Genomic DNA, 16,631 nt, shown 5'->3' on the forward strand with positions numbered 1-16,631 from the left:
ACGCGCCGGCGGACAAGCCCTCGAAATACCTGGTGCGTACGCCCCAGGCCGAGAATCCGGTCCCGGTCCCGGTCCCGGTCCCGGTCCCGTTCTCGTTCTCGTTCTCGGCGCCGGCCCGGGGTCGGCGCCGGGCCGGGGTCGGCGCCGGGCCGGGGTCGCACCCGCACCGGCCGCGAAAGCCGCGGTGCGCGGGTGTCGCGGCAGCGCGTCCACGCCGGTGGGTGTGCGGTAGATTGGCCGCGAGTCGTGAATTCGGGGGATAGTGAGTATTCAGGTGGGTGCGGCTACTTCCGCGGCGGACGCCGACTGGTTCGTGCGGCAGCATCGGCTGTTGGCGGCCAACGTCACCCAGTTCTTCCGGGGTAACAGCGCCGTCGTCGAACTCGCGCTGACCTGCCTGTACGCGGAGGGGCACCTGCTTCTCGACGACGTCCCGGGAACCGGCAAGACGTCGCTCGCGAAGGCTGTCGCGCAGTCCGCCGGCGGGTCGGTGCGGCGGGTGCAGTTCACCCCGGACCTTCTCCCGTCGGACGTCACCGGTGTGCAGATCTGGGATGAGCGGTCGCGGACCTTCGAGTTCCACCACGGCCCGGTGTTCGCGAACGTCGTGCTGATCGACGAGATCAACCGGGCGTCACCGAAGACGCAGGCGGCCCTGCTTGAGGTCATGCAGGAGCGGCAGGTCACCGTCGACTCGGTGACGCATCCGGTGCCGCGGCCGTTCGTGGTGATCGCAACGCAGAACCCGGTGGAGCACGGCGGGACCTACGAGCTTCCCGAAGCGCAGATCGACCGTTTCATGGCCCGCGGGTCGGTGGGTTATCCGGGCCACGAGGCGGAGGTTGAGATCCTCACGGCGGGGACCCGCGGCGCCTCGCCGGCGGACCTTTCGCCGGTGGTGTCCACCGCGGATCTCGTCCGGATGACCGATCTGGTCCGCGGTGTGTACATCTCCCGCGAGGTGTTCGACTACATCGTCATGATCGTGGCCGACACGCGCCGGCGGCCGGAGCGGATCCGGCTCGGGGTGAGCCCGCGCGGAGGCCTGGCCCTGGCCCGCGCGGCGCAGGCCAGGGCGGCGCTGAACGGGCGGCCGTTCGTGACACCGGACGACGTGAAGGCGCTGGTGCCCGAGGTGCTCGGGCATCGGATCATCCTGCGCCCGGAGGCCGCGCTCGACGGCGTCACCGCGGAGGGCATCCTCGCCCAGATCACCGCCTCGGTGCCCGTCCCGGAGCGCCGCGTCGCCCCGGGATGATCACCCGGTCGGGCTGGGGGGTGCTGGCGGGCTCGGCCGTGCTGCTCGCCGGGGGGCTGGCTCTGGGCTATCCGGCGCTGGTGGCGCTCGCCGTCGCCGGCGCGGTCGCGCTCGTGGCCGCGGCCGGGTGGATGACCGCCCGTCCGCGGGTGCGGATCACGCGGCGGATCGAACCCGCGCGGATCACCGAGGGCGGGGAGGCCCGCGGCCTGCTGGCGGTGACCAACCTCGGGCCTCGCCGCTGCCCGCCCTTTCTCGCCGTCGAGCTCGTCGGGGGCCGGCGGGTGCGGGTGGCGGTGCCGAGCCTCGCACCGGCGGAGACGCGCGAGGTCGCCTACCTGCTGCCGACGGACCGCCGCGGCGTCTTCCCGGTCGGGCCGCTGACCATCGGGCACAGTGATCCGCTCGGGCTGTTCCACGCCGCCCGCTCGTATCCGTCGCGGTCGCAGCTGGTCGTCCAGCCCAGGCCGGAGCGCGTTCTCCCACCGCCCACGGGCCGCTCGCGGGAGACCGACGGCCGGACCTCGGCCGCCGCGCCCAGTGGCGGCGTGGCGTTCCACAGCCTGCGGGAATACGTCCGCGGCGACGACCTGCGACTCGTCCACTGGCCGTCGTCGGCGCGGACGGGAACGCTGATGATCCGGCACAACGTGGTGCCACACGAGCCGAGGGTGGTCGTCGTCCTCGACACCAGCGCCGAGCCGTACACCGACGACTCCTTCGAGGAGGCGGTGCGGGTCGCCGCGTCGCTGACGGTCGCCGCGTTCGACGGCGGCTTCCCCGTCGAGGTGCGGACCACCGCGGGTGCGCACCTGGTGGCGGAGCGGGGCCGGTCGCAACGCGGCGAGCTGCTGGACCTGTTCGCCGCCGCGCACCGCGGCGCGGGGGACCCGGGCCTGCCGGTGCTGGTGGGTCTCGGACTGGCCAACGACGGGGCCGCGCTCGGTGTGGTCACCGGGGTTCCGGCACCGGCGGCGCTGCGGGCGATCACGACGGTTCGCCAGCGGTTCGCGATGGTCAGTGTGGCCGTGCTCGCAGCCGACTCCGGCGGTGCGACCGCGTCGCACGGTGTCCCGGGTGGGAACGGTGTCCCGGGTGGGCGGCGGCCCGCGGCGGTGCCCGCGGGAGTGTTCGCAGTGAGCGCCGACACGAGCGGGGCGTTCGCCGTCGCCTGGAACCGGGCGGTGTCCACCCGATGAGCGCTGCGGGCCGGCTCTCCGCTCCGGGCGGCCGCCGGCGGCCGCGGGCCGATCTGGGGTTTCTCCTCGTGGGCCCGCTCGCCGTCGCCTGGACGACGAGCACGCTGTTCACCGGCTACGGCGCCCTCGCGGAGCTGGCCGGGGCGGTGCTGGCGGCAGCGGCGGTCGTCCTGGCGGTGGCCGCGCGCACGCGGCGGCTCGACCTGCTGGCGGTCGCCTCCGTGGCCGGGTTCGCCGGCTACGCGCTGGTGACACTGTTCGGGCCGCTGAGCACCCATGGCCCGTTCGGTGTCCGGGCGTTCACCGTCGCCCTGCGGAGCGGCTGGTCGGCGCTGTTGTCGACGGGCATCCCGGCCGACCCGGAAGCGGCCCTGCTGACCGCGCCCGTGATGTTGGTGTGGCTGACGACGGCTGTCGCGGTCGCGCTCGCGGTGACCAGCCGGTCGGCTTTGCCGGCGCTGGTGCCGGTGCTGGCCGGGTTCGCCGCGGCCCTCGCGCTCGCCGCGGTCCGCGGCGGCACACACCTGCCCGCCGCCGCGGTGCTCGGGCTGTCCGCCCTGGGCTTCGCGCTGGTCAGGTCCGAACAGGCCGGTCCGGCCGGTCCGGCCGGCGCGGACACCCCCCGGACGCGCGGCGGCGCGACGGCTGGAGAGTCGCCGCCCGGGCGGGCGTTGCGGGGCCGCCTGCTGCTGGGCCTGCCGGTCGTGATCATCGCGGTGGCGCTGGGGACGGCGGCGGCGGCGGTCGTGCCGACCCGTGACCCGGCGGACCCGCGGGCGCTGCGCCAGCCGCCGGTGTCGATCAGCCAGGAGCTCAACCCCCTCGTCGAGGTGCGGGGCCAGCTCACCGCCACACCGGCCCGCCGGCTCGGAACCGTCCGGCTGGCGTCGTCCACCGGCCAGCTGCCCGTGGACCGGGTGACGACCGCGATCCTCGGGGACTTCGACGGCGCGCGCTGGCGCAACACCAATGTCTTCGTGCGGGCGGGCGCCGTCCCGCCCGCGGGCGGTCTCGCCCCCGTCGACCCCGCCGTCACGGTGCGGGCGGAGATCACCGTCGAGGCGCTCGGCTCGCCGCTGCTGCCCGTCGTGGGCTGGCCCACCCGCCTCACCGGCGCCGCGCTGGCGATCGATCCCGAGACCGGCACGCTGCTGGCCGCCGGGACTCCCGCGAACGCCTACCGCTACCAGCTCACCGCGGCGGTTCCGGCGCCGGACCGGACCAGGCTCGCCGCCGCCCTCCCCGGATCGGGGGAGGGCCTGGCGGAGTACCTCACCGTGCCCACCGGCCTGCCACCGGACCTCGTCGCCGTCGCCGCCGCCGCGACCGCCGCCGCGGGCACCCCCTACGAGCAGCTCACCGCGCTGGAGCGGTTCCTCCGCGACCCGGCCAGGTTCCCCTACGACCTGAGCGGACGTCCCGGCCAGTCCTACGGCTCGCTGAACCGGATGCTGACCAGCCTCGACCCGCGGGAGCAGCGCGGGTACGCCGAGCAGCACGCCGCCGCGTTCGCGCTGCTCGCCCGGGTCAGGGGCTTCCCGTCCCGGATCGCCGTGGGCTATCTCCTCGGCCCCGACCGGGCCGGCGGGCCGGGCGTCTACGAGATCAGCCAGACGCGGGCGCACGCCTGGCCCGAGGTCTACCTCGACGGCATCGGATGGCTGCCCTTCGAGCCGACGGACACCACGGATCTGGCCCGACAGGACCAGGTCGACGCCGCGAGCGCGGAAGGTGACGGTGCCGCGCCGCCGGAGCCGGCGGAAAGCGAGCCGCCGCTGCCCCGGGTGGATCCGATTCCGCTTCTCGCCCCGCCGTCGTCCGGGGGCGGCGGCCCCGTCCGCTCCGCTCTGCTGGCGTTCCTCATCCTGCTGATCCTCCTGCTGGTCGTGCTGCCCGCCGCGATCGTCGGCGAGAAACGGCGGCGGCGGTGGCGGCGGCGGGTCGGCGGGCCGCCGGCGCAGCGGATCGCGGGCGCCTGGCAGGAGGCCCGTGACCGGCTGTGGGACTGGGGTGTCCCACCCGATCGGTCACGGACGGCGACCGAAGTGGTCGAGGACGCGCGTGCCCTGGGAGATCCGGTGGCCGATGTGCTGGCGCGCCTGGCGGCGCTGATGGCCGCCACCATGTTCGCCCGGCCGCAACCGGCCCTCGCCGCCCGCGCCGTGCCGGACGTCCACGCCGCCGGAGTCGGGGGCGGGGTCGCGGCCGGGGCCGGCGCCGAGGTCGAGGTCGAGGTCGAGGTCGAGGTCGCCTGGGCGCTCGTCGCCGACCTGCGTGGCCAGCTGCGTGCGGGCCGCCCGATCACCCGCCGGTCGCGGGCCGCGCTCAACGCGCGCCCGCTGCTGGGCCGGAACGCTCGCCGCCGGCGGTCCGCGGTTCACCCGGACAGCCCACCGGCGGACTACGCCGGAACCAGCCGCGCCGGCCTGCCCGGGGCACCGTCCGCACACGGGCAAGGGGGCCTGACATGACAGGCGGAGCCAGCCGGTCGCGGCGTTTCCCGGCGCGGTGGGCGGAGATCGCGGCCGCGGTGCTGCTGGTGCTCGGTGGACTGGTCGTCGCCGGCACCGCCACCGGGCCCGGCCAGCAGACGGTCAGCTTCACCGACGGCAAGGCCTGGCTGGTCTCGGACGCCGTCGGGCAGGTCGCGCTGGTCGACGGCAGTTCGGAGAAGGTGGTGACCCAGGTGACGGTGGGGCGCCCTGGCCTGGCGCCCGGGACGCTGACCGCCACCCAGGCCGACCTCGACGCCTACGTCACCGACAGCTCCACCGGGACCGTCGGCCGGATCAGCGGCGCCACCTACGCCTGGAACAGCCGGGACGGCGTGACCGGGCCGGGCAGCCCGGATCAGATCTTCGCCGGCGCCGGCGCGGTCTACCTGGTCAACGGCCGCTCGGGCATCGTCACGATCCTCGACCCGGAAACCATGCGGGTGCGGGGCAGTCAGTCCCTGGCCGCCCGGATCGGATCGGACGGCGGAGTCGTCGACAGCCGCGGCTGGCTGTGGGTGATCGACGCGCTCACCGGCGACCTGGTCTGGTTCGACGGGACGACCCGGCACGACCGCCGCGCCGCCGTCGATCCCGAGCACACCCGGTTGGTGCTCGTCGACGGGCGCCCCACGCTGGTGGACCTCAGCGGCCGCCGGGTGGCGCCGATCTCCGCCGACGGAGCCCTCGGGACGTCCACCTGCCTGGATCTCGCGTCCGGCGACGCGACGGCCCGGGTCGCCGGGGACCCGCACGAGCCCCGGGTGTTCGCCGCCGTCGGCAGCCGGGGCGTGCTGATGATCATTGATCTGGAGGGGCGGCAGTGCCAGTCGGTCGTCGACCTCGGCGCGGCGAGCCACGACCTGGGGCCGCCCCTGGCCGCGGCCGGCCGGGTCTTCGTCCCCGACCACACCTCGGGCCAGGTGCACATCGTGGACCTGGCCGCGGCAGAGCTCCTCGCCGCGCCCCGGGTGCTGCCCGAGCACCGTCCGTTCACCCTCGCCTCGCAGGGTGGGTTCGTCTTCTTCAACGATCCCGCCAGTGAGCAGGCCGGCCTGATCCGCCCGGACGGGTCGACGGCGCTCGTGCGCAAGTACATCGCCGAGGGCGCGGTGGATGCCGCCGGTCCCGCCGGACCGGACAGCGCCCCGGGCGGCACGGGCGAAGGCACGGGCGGCGGCGGGGAAGGCGACGGAGCCGGCACCGGCACCGGCACCGGGAACGGCGAGACGCCCCCGCCGACGGTGCCCTCGGAACCGCCCTCGGAACCGCCCTCGACACCGCCTTCCAGGTCGCCGTCGAGGCCGCCCGGCCCACCGCCGAGCCGCGCCCCGGCCGACCGCACGCCGCCCACCGGCCCGCTCACCGGGCCGCAGACAACGCGGACCCCCCCGCGGGACGAGCCGACGAACACCCCGCCCGCCACCGGCGGCCCGTCCCGGGACGATCCCGCCACTGCGCTGAGAATCGCCGCCAGCGACCCGACCCCCTCGGTCGGCGAGGCCGTCACCTACCAGGTCACCACCACCGCCCCCGGTGCGCCCGGGGTGGTCGACGTGGCGTGGAACTTCGGGGACGGCTCGAACGCCACCGGAACCAGGGCGCCGCACACCTGGGCGGCGGCGGGCACCTTCACCGTGACGGCCAACGTCTTCCTCGCCGACGGGCAGTCGGCCACACTCTCGGCCACCGTCACGGTGAGCAGGAACGATCCGCCGCCTACCGATGATCCCGGCACGCTCCCCGTGCCGCGTCTCGTAGTCACCCCGACCGGCGGCCCCGCGCCGCTGACCGTGACAGCGGATGCCTCGTCCTCCACCGCGGCGAACGGACCGGTCGCCCGCTATCTGATCGACTTCGGTGACGGGACGACGGCGGGACAGGCCCGCGCGACGCACACCTACACCCGGTCCGGCACCTTCCGGGTCTCCGTCACGGTGACCGACGGCGCCGGCCGCACCGCCGTGGACAGCCGCAACGTCCAGGTCGACACGGTCACCGCCACCGGCCCGACCGCGCGTCTCGGGGTGAGCGCCGCCGGTTCCGCGGCACCCACCGAGGTCGTCGCCGACGCGTCCGGGTCCACCGCGGGTTCCACCGCGATCGCCGACTACACCTTCCGGTTCAGCACCGGTGCGGTCGTCGGCCCGCAGGCGTCCCCGACGGCGCGGCTCGCCGTGACCGCCGGTGGCACCTACTCCGTGACGGTCACGGTTCGTGACGCCGGGGGCCGGGAGTCGACCGCGAACGGCAACGTGACCGTGTCGGCCGCGGCCGTCGGGCCGAGAGCGGCGGTGAGCGTGGTCACACCCCCGGCCGGTGGCCAGGGCGGCACCTACAGCCGTGCGCTCGACGCGTCGGCCTCGACGCCCGGCTCCTCGCCGATCGTGTCGTACACCTTCGACTTCGGTGACGGAACGGTGATGGGTCCACAGTCCGATCCGGTTTCCGCCTACACCATGTACGGCGAGGGCGGCGACTTCGTCGGCACGGTCACCGTGATCGACCAGAACGGGCTGCGGTCCACCGCCAGCGTCGACATGCTGATCCGTGATCGGGACGCCGAGATGACGCTGTCGAAGACCGTGATCTCCGCCTCGCCGGGCGGGACGGAGTACCAGGTGACGATCATGGGTGGTCAGGACCCGATCGTCATCAGTTCGATCAGCGGCCCGGTCGACGGGAGTTGCGTGGGCACGCGGCTCCTTCCCTACGGCACCTGCACCCTCAGCGCGACGGTGGGCGGTGGCACGACGTCCACCGTCGTCACCGTCCGCAGTGACGCCACGAACAGCCCGGTCTCCATCGACCTCGCGTCGTAGCCGATGGTGCTGGTCGAACGCGCGCAGATCCAGGCCGCGCTGCCCGGGTACGAGATCGGGGAGGTGCTCGGGCGGGGCTCCAGCGGCCTGGTGCTGGCCGGGCGGCACCGGCACATCAGCCGGCTCGCGGCGGTCAAGGTCCTGACCGTCTCCGAGCACGCCGACCGGGCGGGTTTCCGGCGTGAAGCCGACGTCCTCGCGGGCCTGGACCATCCGCACATCGTGCGGATCTACGACTACGTCGAGCGGGACGAGTTCTCCCTGCTGGTCATGGAATCCCTGCCCGGCGGCACCCTGGCTGCCCGGCTCCCCGCAGCCCGGCCGGTACCCGGGTCGGAATCGGAAACCGCGTCGGGGTCGGCGTCTCCGGACCCTGCCCTGGCCTGCGCACTCGTCCTGGCGGCGGCCGACGCGCTGGCCGCCGCCCACCGCGGCGACGTGCTGCACCGGGACGTCAAGCCGACCAACATGATGTTCGCCGCGGACGGTGCGCTGAAACTCGTCGACTTCGGGATCAGCAAGTTCCTGCGGGCACCCGGAGCCTCGGTGACGACGATCGCGGGCACCCCCGGCTACATGGCGCCGGAGCAGCTCGGCGGCGGCCGGATCGGCCCGGGAACCGACCTGTACGCGCTCGGCGTGGTGCTGTACCGGCTGCTGGTGGGCCGCCCGCCGTTCGACCCGTCACTGCCGCCGCTGCACCTGTGGCGGCTGCAGCTGACCACGCCGGCGGAGCTGCCCGCCGAGGTCGCGCCCGAGCTGGCCGCGTTCCTCCACCGAGCACTGGAGCCCAGCCTGGAGGACCGGTTCGCGCACGCCCGGGACTTCGCCGCGGCGCTGGTCGGCGTCGCGCGCGCCCTGTTCGGCCCGGACTGGTTGGAGCGGTCCGGGGCCGTGGTGCGGGTCGACCGCGCGATCCTGGACGCGGCGCGTGGCCAGGGTCCCGTGACCTCGGCCGCGGCCACCGGCTTCCCCTCCCCGCCGGACGCCGCCTCTTCACCGGACGCCGCCACTCCGCTCGGGAACCTCGAACCAACCGCGCCGACCTGGCTGCCGGAAGCAGCTCAGAAGCCCGGCGGCACGACCCGGCGGATCGGCCCGCCGCCGGCGCCCCGCCCGCCGGCCGAGAACACGCCCACACCGGCATCCCGCGGATCCCGGCCCCCGGAACCGGTCACCGCGGTCACAGTCGTTCTTCCGGAACACGAGGACGCCCCGGTAACACCCGCCCCGCCGCCATCCCCGGAACCGGTTCTGGTCGTCGAGCTGGGCGGGAGCGCCCGGGCGCCATCACCGCGGGCGGCCCGGCGGCCCGCCGGGCTGGTGCTCGTCGCCGTGCTCGCCGCCGCAGCCGTGGCAGGTGCGCTGTGGACACTCGTCCCGCGAACGGGCGGCGCAGCGGCAGTCCTGGATGCCACCGCGAGCCTCCCAGCGGGCGGTGCAGCCAGCTCGGCGGCGGACATCCCGCGCGTGGTTCAGCTTCATGAGCAGCGACTCGAAGGCGGCACGGGTGCCCGCGCCGAGGATGTCGCGACCTCGCCGGCCGGGATCCGGGTGGTCGTGGGGCGGCGGTCCGCCGACGGTGCCACCGGCACCGGCACCGGCACCGGAACCGGCGGCGGCACTGGCGGCGGCACCGAGCCGGCCGCCTGGCGTTCGGTCGGCGGTGGGCCCTGGGTGCCTGCCGCCCCGCCCGCTGGCGCGGGTGGCGGTATGACGGCGGTGACGTTCCTGCCCGGGAGCGGGTTCGTGGCCGTCGGCTCGGCCCCGGCGCCGGGAGCCGCTCAGGCGGCCGCCGTGTGGAGCTCTGCCGACGGCGCGCGGTGGGAGGCTGTGTCGGCGACGTGGTCCGCGTCGGTCGGCGGCCCGGTGGGTGAGCTGAGCGAGGTCGTCGTCTCCGGCGGGCGGTTGCTCGCCGTCGGGCGCGGTGCGGGTTCGCTGGAGACCGAACGGCTGTGGCGGTCCGCCGACGGCGGCGTCAGCTGGGAGGAGCTGGCTGTGACCGGGCTCGGTGGCCCCGGCGAGCAGCATGTCACCCGGGTTGTCGAGCTGGCCGACGGCCGCCTGCTCGGCGCCGGGGCGCAGCCGGAGGCGGGCACGAGTGTCACCCGCCTGCGGTGGTCGGACGACGGGGCCGACTGGCGCCCGGCCACCTCCGAACGCCCGGCCGCCTCCGGACAGCCGGCCACCTCCGCGCCGTCGGCCGCCTTCGAACTGCCGGGGGGTGCGCTCGTGCGCGGCCTCGGCGTCCTGGCCGACGGGCGGGTGCTCGCCGTCGGCGGCCTCGGCTCCGGTGAGGGGCGGCACGTGCCGCTGATCGCTGTCGGGGACGCGATCGCGGACGCGGTGCGGTGGGAGCACTACACGACGGACCCGGGTGTGGCCTCGGGAGCGCCGGAACTGCTCAGCGGCGCTGATGCGGGGAGTGACGAGCTGTTGGTCGTCGGCGACGTCTCGGACGGGTCGGCGGACGCGCGGCGGGCCGCGGTCTGGCGCGTCGACCTGCCGGAAAGGCCGGCGTCCCCAGGCAACTGACCGCCCGAAACCCACCCGCGCGGCCGGATTGCCGAAACGTTCGGGGCCGGAGATCCGGAGTAGCGTGACGCCAGCGGGATCAGGCCGGCGACGCCACGGGCGGAGGACAGGATGGTCAGAAATGTCGTCTCCTTCCCGCCGCTCGATGTGGACGCGGTCCGGGCGGCGATAGCGGGCGGCGAGACGCTGACGGTCGAGTTCAAGGGCGAGGAGCGGCAGAAGCTCGGTGACCGTGAGCTGATCGAGGCGGTTGTCTGTCTCGCCAACGGTCGCGGCGGTCTGCTGCTCGTCGGCGTCGAGGATTCCGGCATGGTCACCGGTGCTCGACCGCGGCACGGCGACAGCACTGATCCCCCGCGGTTGCAGGCGCTCATCGCGAACTCGACACAACCTCCCGTACAGTCCGTGGCCTGCACCGTTGAGATTGACGGCCAGCCGGTGCTCTGTGTCCAGGTGGAGAACAGCCCGCGGGTCGTCGGCAGCACCCGTGGGATGTACCAGCGGCGGGCTGTCGGTGGTGATGGAAAGCCGATGTGCGTACCGATCCACGCGCACGAGATGCTCGCGCATGAGATCGACCGGGGTGCGGTGGACTACTCGGCGCTCCCGGTGCCCGACGCGACCTGGGGCGATCTGGACCCGTTGGAGTTCGAACGCTTCCGCCGCCTGGTCCGGGAGTCAGCCGGCTACGGTGACCGCGTGCTCGCCGAGCTCGACGACCAGGATCTCGCGCGCGCGCTCGGCCTGCTCGAACATCATGGCGGCACGGTCGTGATCTGTGCCGGCGCGTTGCTTCTGTTCGGCCGGGAGGAGGCGATCCGACGCCACTGCCCGACCCACGAAGCGGCATTCCAGGCCATGCGGGGCCTGGCCGTGCAGGTCAACGACTTCTTCACCTGGCCGCTGTTCCGGCTCGCCGACGAGTTCCTCGCCCGGTTCCGGGCCCGCAACACCGAGGAGGAGATTCAGTTCGGCCTCTTGCGGATCAGCGTGCCCGCATATTCGGAGACGGCCTACCGAGAGGCCCTCGCCAACGCGCTGATCCACCGGGACTACACCGCCCGAGGGGCGGTCCATGTCCAGTGGCAGGACGATCAGCTGGAGATATCGAACCCCGGCGGCTTCCCGGGGGATATCACCGTCGACAATTTTCTCATCGCGCCACCGCGCCCGCGTAACCCGCGGATCGCGGATGCCTTCAAGCGTGCGGGCATTGTCGAGCGGACCGGCCGCGGGATCAACCGCATCTTCGCCGAGCAGCTGCGTTTCGGCCACAGCCCGCCGGACTACGCCCGTTCGACCCAGGAATCGGTCGTGGTGGTGCTCCCCGGCGGCGAGGCTGACCTGCCGCTGATCCGCTATGTGGTCGAGCAGGAGCGTCAAGGCCAGCCGCTGACTCTTCCCGACCTGCAGATCGTCACCGAGTTGCTGCACCAGGGCCGGCTGCGGACCGGCGAGGTCGCCGCCGTACTGCAGGTCGGTGAGGCGGAGGCCCGGCGGCAGCTGGCACGGATGGTCACCCGGGGCCTGGTGGCGGAACGCGGTGGCGGGAAGGGCCGTACCTGGCATCTCGCCGCCGCCGTCTACCGCGAGCTGCGCGAGCCCGCCGCCTACGTCAGGGTGCGCGGGTTCGATCAGGCCCAGCAGGAGCAGATGGTGGTCAGCTACGTGGCGGCTCACGGCCAGATCACGCGAGGTGAGGCGGCGGACCTCTGCTCGCTGTCCCCTGACCAGGCATCGAGGCTGCTGCGCCGGCTCGCGGGGGAAGGTGGGCCGCTGGTGGCGGTCGGCGATCGTCGTTCCCGGGTTTACACGCGCCGCGCGTGATGCCATCACGCGCACCGGCCTGACCATCACGCGCGCGTGAAAAATTTACACGCGCGCGTGATGCCCCATGCCCCGCGCGGCGGACGTCAGCCTCCTCGCGCCTACCCTCCCGACGCCGGGATCGCCGCCGCCGTCGCCGCCGTGGTGGTCTCGGCCTGATCAGTCGGGTGGTCGCTTTCCCGGACCGGCTCACCGCGGTGCCGATCTCGGACGTGCTCACACCCGCGGTGCTCTCGCTGGTCTGGCGGAGCCAGCCGGGCGCTGTGGTCCAGAAGCTGCTCGAACACTGCCGGCAGTCGTTCACCGGGGCCGGTCCCGGTGGCGGGAGCAGCCTCGGCGTCGCCGCCGGTGCCGGTGAATGACTGCCTGCTGACAGTCAGCGGCTGACGGTCAGCAGTTGTTCGCCTGCAGCCGGATGTCGATGGGCTGTGACGTGATCTGGTCGGTACCGGGGGCCGGGGACTGCGTGATGACCGCCCCGATCTGAGCCGAGCCCAGGCAGGCGTACAGGTACGGGATGTTGGTGAAACCGCGCTGCTTGAGGGCACTGGCAGCGGCGTCGAGGGATTTGCCGCGCACATCCGGCACGATCGCGCAGTTGTTCGCCTCAAGCGAGAGATGGACGGGGTCGGTGCGCGTCAGGCGCGTACCGGCCGCCGGTTCCTGCCGCACGACCCTGCCGTTGTTGGACGAGCCGTAGCAGTTGTACAGGTAGGGCAGGTTGTAAAAGCCAGCCTGCTTCAGGACGGCCGCCGCGTCGTCGAGCGTCCGGTTCAGCACACCCGGCACGGTGGCGCGCCCGTCGTCGGCGGGTGGCACCGCCACCGCCGGCTGGGTTGCCGCCGGCTGGACCGCCGCCGGGGCGGTCGTCCGGCCGCCGGGCTGGGCGTTGGTGGCCCTGGCCGGCTCCGGACCGGCGGCCACGGCTTCGGTCGTGGTCTGCGCCCCCGCGGGCGGGTCTGTGGCCTCGGGCGTGCCCGTATCGGCCGGGGTGGCTGACGCGGCCGCTGACGCCGAGGGCGACGCCGAGGTGCCGCCTCCCGGCAGGCCGGACCTCGCCTGAGCCACGGGCGCGACGGTGTCACCGGTGTCATCGTTCCCGCCCCCGGTCGAGGCCAGTGCCCAGGAGCCGGCGGCGATGACGACCGCCGCCGCCACGGCGACCCCCACCCACACCGGCCCACCGGGCCGCTTCCGGGCCGTCCGCGCCGGGGTGGCGGCTGCCAGGCTGCCCGCGTCCGCGGTCGGCGGTTGTTCCCGGGGCACACCGCCGGCCACGATCAATGTCGGCTCAGGATTTGACGCCACCGGAAGGGGTTCCGCCACCGGAAGGGAATCCACCACCGGAAGGGAATCCGCCGCGGCTCCCGCCGCGGGAGCGGGCGCCGACGTGGCGACAGGTACTGGTTCCGGTCTGGTTCCCGGCCCCGGCAGGGGAGCGACGGCCGCCCCCGAAACCGGAGAGAGGATGGTGTCGAGCGTCGGCTCACCGGCGACTGGCAGGGGAGTGGTCAGCCGCGGGGAGATGACCGTCTCATCAGGCACACCACCGCCGGCGCGGGCACCGCCGTCGCTGTCGGTCGGGGTGACGACGAGGGTGAGATCCGGCCCCGCGTCGGCGGGGTCGGCTCCGGGCAGCGCGGCCAGGAGTTCGGCCCGCGCCTCCTCGGCGGTGGCGGGCCGGTCGGCCGGGGACTTGGCGAGCAGGCGAGCGAGCGTGGGCCAGAGCGTTCCGGGGAGTCCGTCGAGCGGGGCGGGCGGCTGTTCCAGATGCGCCCGCAGCATCGCGATCGGATGCTCCGCCTCGAACGGTGCCCGGCCGTTCAGCAGTTCGTAGAGGACGACCCCGAGGCTGTAGAGATCGGCCGCGGTGGTGGCCGGGGTGCCGTCCGAAAGCTCCGGCGCCATGTACCGCGGTGTGCCGATCAGGCCGGTGAGCCGGGTCATCGCCGGGCCGTGGGTGAGCCGGGCGATCCCGAAGTCGGTCAGCATCGCCCGGGGGTGGTCCTGATCGGTGGTGTCGACCAGGATGTTCTCGGGCTTCACGTCCCGGTGCACCACTCCTTCGCGGTGCACCGTGGCCAGTGCGTCGAGCGCCTGGCAGAGCAGGGCGACCGCCTCGCGCGGTTCCAGGGGCCCCTGCCTGCGCAGATGCCCGCGCAGGTCGACTCCGTCCACAAGGTCCATGACGATCGCCAGCGTCCCGCTTTCGGCGACCAGATCGCGGACCTTCACCAGATGCGGGTGGTCGAACCGGAGCAGGACCCGGCGTTCCCGCAGGAAGCGGTCGACGACATCGTGGTCGTCCGCGAGTTCGGCACGCAGAATCTTGACGGCCACGGGACTGCCGTCCGACTCCCGTTCGCCNCGCCACACCTCACCGGTCGCGCCGCGCCCGAGCCGTGCGTGCAGGACGTAATGCGATCCGAGCCGGCGCATAGCCGACACCCCCCCCGCCGTCTACCCCCGTTGGCGAAAAACAAGTCTATGCCGCTGTTGTGCAGGTCAGATAGTGCACCGGGCAAGAGCGGCTTGACCCGCCGGCGGCACCGATCCCCAGCCGCGCGCTCAGACCAGCCGCGCTTTGTCGGGACGGACCGCGCCGCCAGGGCCAGATCGCGGCGGGCCGGGTGGCCGCTCCGGGTGGGCTGGCGTTCGGGTATCTGACATGGCTGGGCATTGTTCGGTGACGGGTTCGGGTGCCGCGTCCTCGCGACTGAAGAGCTCTGTGTGACTCTGCCCGAACGGGTCTTGACGACAGCTGCGATGGGTGTCCTGCAATCCCTCGGGGCCGGGAGACCACAAGCAGCCCTATAGTCGCCACTGCCGATAGGTCCGGCGGCCGTCACCGACTCCGTCGAAGTCGGCCAGCCGGCGGAGAAGCGCTGGTGGGCGGCCTACTGAGGCCCTCGGCCACCCCCGGGCGCCACTGCTGAGGGCGGGGGGCCGCGGCCGGCGGGCCGGCGCTGGCGCACCGTCGCCGCCGACCTTCAGCCGGGCGGGGTACCCGCGCCCGGATGCCGTCCCAGCCTGGCGGCCGTGGCGTCGACTGGTCCGCCCGCGGGCGGCGGGATCGCACGTTCCGACACCAATGTCACGCCGCCCTCCCGCCCCGTGGCCGCTGGCCGCTGGCCGCTGGCCGCCGGGCGGCGGAGCCCCCGAACACCCGAACACCCGAACACCGCTCCGGTCGGGTTGCCAGACCTGGCGGCTGGCAACCCGACCGGTGGGCGCGCGCTTCCACGGACTACCGGCTACCAGGTGCTGTTGATCAGCCCGGTGCCCAGATAGATCTGGTCGAATCCGTTGCCGTCGTGGTCGTCGGTGTAGGCGATCACGAGCTGGCCCCAGGGGTTGACGCCGAGCGCGGGCTCATCCTGCCGGCCGGTGACGGTGGTGTGCACCCGCAGCTGCGGCAGCCGTCCCGCGGTCGTGCCGTCCGCGTTGAGGCCCTGCGCGTAGACGTCGGTGGACTGGGCCCAGGCCACCACCGCGCGCCGCTGGTCGTCGAGCCCGGCCTGCGGGTCCGTGCCGGGCACGATCACCTCCGGGCCGGCGACGTTCGCCGCGCTGAACGAGCGGGTGCCGACCTGCGCGCCGCCGTTCTGGTCGGTCTCCCAGGCGACGAACTGGTCGCCGTTGAAGTTCGCCGCCACCGACGGATGCACCTGGTCACCGCCGGTCGCCACGTTGGCGATGGCCTGGGCGACCTTGACTCCGCCGGTGGCGGTGTACACCTTGCGGCCGATGTTGTACGCCCCGTTGCCGTCACCGTCCTCGTCCCAGACGACGACGGCGTTGCCCGCGGCGTCCATGGCCACATCGGGCCGGCGGTGCGTGCCGCCCGCGGTGTTCACCTGGGCCTCGTAGGTCTTCGAGGTGATCGACGCGTATCCCGACAGCCGTATCGTCGGCGCCGCGGTGCCCTGGACGTCCTCGAAGGCGACCGCGAACCCGGGACCGTCCGGGTCGGCCGCGACGTGGGCGTTGAGCTGCTGCCCGTCGGCGTCGGCGTTCGCGCGGGCGGTGCCGGTGACGGTGCCCGCGGTGTTCACCGCGCGCACGGCGATGTTGTAGTAGCCGTTGCCGTCGGGGTCCTCCGCCCAGATGACGACCGCCGTGCCGTCCTCGTGCAGCGCGACGTCGGGCTGCACGTGCCGCCAGTCGCCGCTGCCGCCCGCCGACAGCCTCGTCTCGTACAGGGACGTCCCGTCGCGGTAGAGGCGCAGGTACACCTCGGTGTGCAGGGTGTTCTCGGGCGCCGTCGCGTCCCGGTCGTCCTCCCAGACGACGGCCGTGTACCCGTTGCGGGTCGCGGAGACCTCGGCGTTGTCCTGGTCGCCGGCCGCGGTGGTGTTGGCGACCGTCCAGGTGACGTCGGCCGTGGTGGTGCCGTCCGCCGCCGCGGTGCCGACGAGGGCGGTGAGGGTGACAGCCGCCGCCGTTACCCCGACCACCGCGATGCGTGTGCTGTGTGTGCTGCGCCTGCGCATGCCTG

Annotated in this window: 9 protein-coding genes and 1 pseudogene; 7 read left to right on the forward strand and 3 right to left on the reverse strand. The window is 74.1% G+C overall.

Annotated features, from left to right (window positions below; genetic code table 11):
• Window positions 1–274 precede the first annotated feature (274 nt).
• The 7 genes from UG55_RS13480 (at window position 275) to UG55_RS13510 (ending at window position 12,495) form a co-directional block, all read left to right on the forward strand.
• Window positions 275–1,258 (forward strand): MoxR family ATPase, encoded by a 984-nt coding sequence (locus UG55_RS13480; RefSeq protein WP_396230895.1) that lies wholly within the window; start codon window positions 275–277, stop codon window positions 1,256–1,258.
• Window positions 1,255–2,457 (forward strand): DUF58 domain-containing protein, encoded by a 1,203-nt coding sequence (locus UG55_RS13485; protein WP_066067858.1) that lies wholly within the window; start codon window positions 1,255–1,257, stop codon window positions 2,455–2,457. Before UG55_RS13480 ends, UG55_RS13485 begins: the two co-directional genes overlap by 4 nt.
• Entirely contained in the window at window positions 2,454–4,928 is a 2,475-nt protein-coding gene (locus UG55_RS13490) for a transglutaminase domain-containing protein (RefSeq protein ID WP_066067862.1), read from the forward strand. The genes UG55_RS13485 and UG55_RS13490 overlap by 4 nt, the downstream gene beginning before the upstream one ends.
• The gene (locus UG55_RS13495) at window positions 4,925–7,771 is read left to right on the forward strand and encodes a PKD domain-containing protein (protein WP_066067865.1); all 2,847 of its coding nucleotides are present in this window, start codon (window positions 4,925–4,927) and stop codon (window positions 7,769–7,771) included. The genes UG55_RS13490 and UG55_RS13495 overlap by 4 nt, the downstream gene beginning before the upstream one ends.
• A gap of 3 nt (window positions 7,772–7,774) precedes the next feature.
• Window positions 7,775–10,306, forward strand: coding sequence for a protein kinase domain-containing protein (locus UG55_RS13500; protein ID WP_066067867.1), 2,532 nt, complete (start codon window positions 7,775–7,777; stop codon window positions 10,304–10,306).
• Window positions 10,307–10,417: 111 nt separating this feature from the next.
• Window positions 10,418–12,133: an ATP-binding protein gene (locus tag UG55_RS13505; RefSeq protein WP_066067870.1), complete on the forward strand. Its 1,716-nt coding sequence runs from the start codon at window positions 10,418–10,420 to the stop codon at window positions 12,131–12,133.
• A 167-nt stretch (window positions 12,134–12,300) separates the two neighbouring features.
• Window positions 12,301–12,495 (forward strand): hypothetical protein, encoded by a 195-nt coding sequence (locus UG55_RS13510; protein WP_066067873.1) that lies wholly within the window; start codon window positions 12,301–12,303, stop codon window positions 12,493–12,495.
• A gap of 28 nt (window positions 12,496–12,523) precedes the next feature.
• Here UG55_RS13510 and UG55_RS13515 read toward each other — a convergent pair.
• From UG55_RS13515 to UG55_RS13520, 3 genes and pseudogenes are all read right to left on the reverse strand, one after another.
• On the reverse strand, window positions 12,524–14,500 hold a 1,977-nt coding region (locus tag UG55_RS13515; RefSeq protein WP_242424287.1), incomplete at its 5' end, for a protein kinase domain-containing protein.
• Between the two features lies 1 nt (window position 14,501).
• Window positions 14,502–14,572 (reverse strand): annotated as a pseudogene (locus UG55_RS45385) (hypothetical protein); the annotation flags it as partial.
• 815 nt (window positions 14,573–15,387) lie between these two features.
• On the reverse strand, window positions 15,388–16,626 hold the full coding sequence (locus UG55_RS13520; RefSeq protein WP_066067883.1) for a hypothetical protein: 1,239 nt from the start codon (window positions 16,624–16,626) through the stop codon (window positions 15,388–15,390).
• Between the last annotated feature and the right edge of the window lie 5 nt (window positions 16,627–16,631).

This window comes from Frankia sp. EI5c (assembly GCF_001636565.1).
Taxonomy (GTDB): domain Bacteria; phylum Actinomycetota; class Actinomycetes; order Frankiales; family Frankiaceae; genus Parafrankia.

Excerpts from the sequence above, each read along its gene's own strand:
- UG55_RS13485 (WP_066067858.1), top strand. The coding sequence starts at position 1,255 with ATGATCACCCGGTCGGGCTGGGGGGTGCTGGCGGGCTCGGCCGTGCTG.
- UG55_RS13490 (WP_066067862.1), top strand. The coding sequence starts at position 2,454 with ATGAGCGCTGCGGGCCGGCTCTCCGCTCCGGGCGGCCGCCGGCGGCCG.
- UG55_RS13495 (WP_066067865.1), top strand. The coding sequence starts at position 4,925 with ATGACAGGCGGAGCCAGCCGGTCGCGGCGTTTCCCGGCGCGGTGGGCG.
- UG55_RS13500 (WP_066067867.1), top strand. The coding sequence starts at position 7,775 with ATGGTGCTGGTCGAACGCGCGCAGATCCAGGCCGCGCTGCCCGGGTAC.
- UG55_RS13505 (WP_066067870.1), top strand. The coding sequence starts at position 10,418 with ATGGTCAGAAATGTCGTCTCCTTCCCGCCGCTCGATGTGGACGCGGTC.
- UG55_RS13520 (WP_066067883.1), bottom strand. The coding sequence starts at position 16,626 with ATGCGCAGGCGCAGCACACACAGCACACGCATCGCGGTGGTCGGGGTA.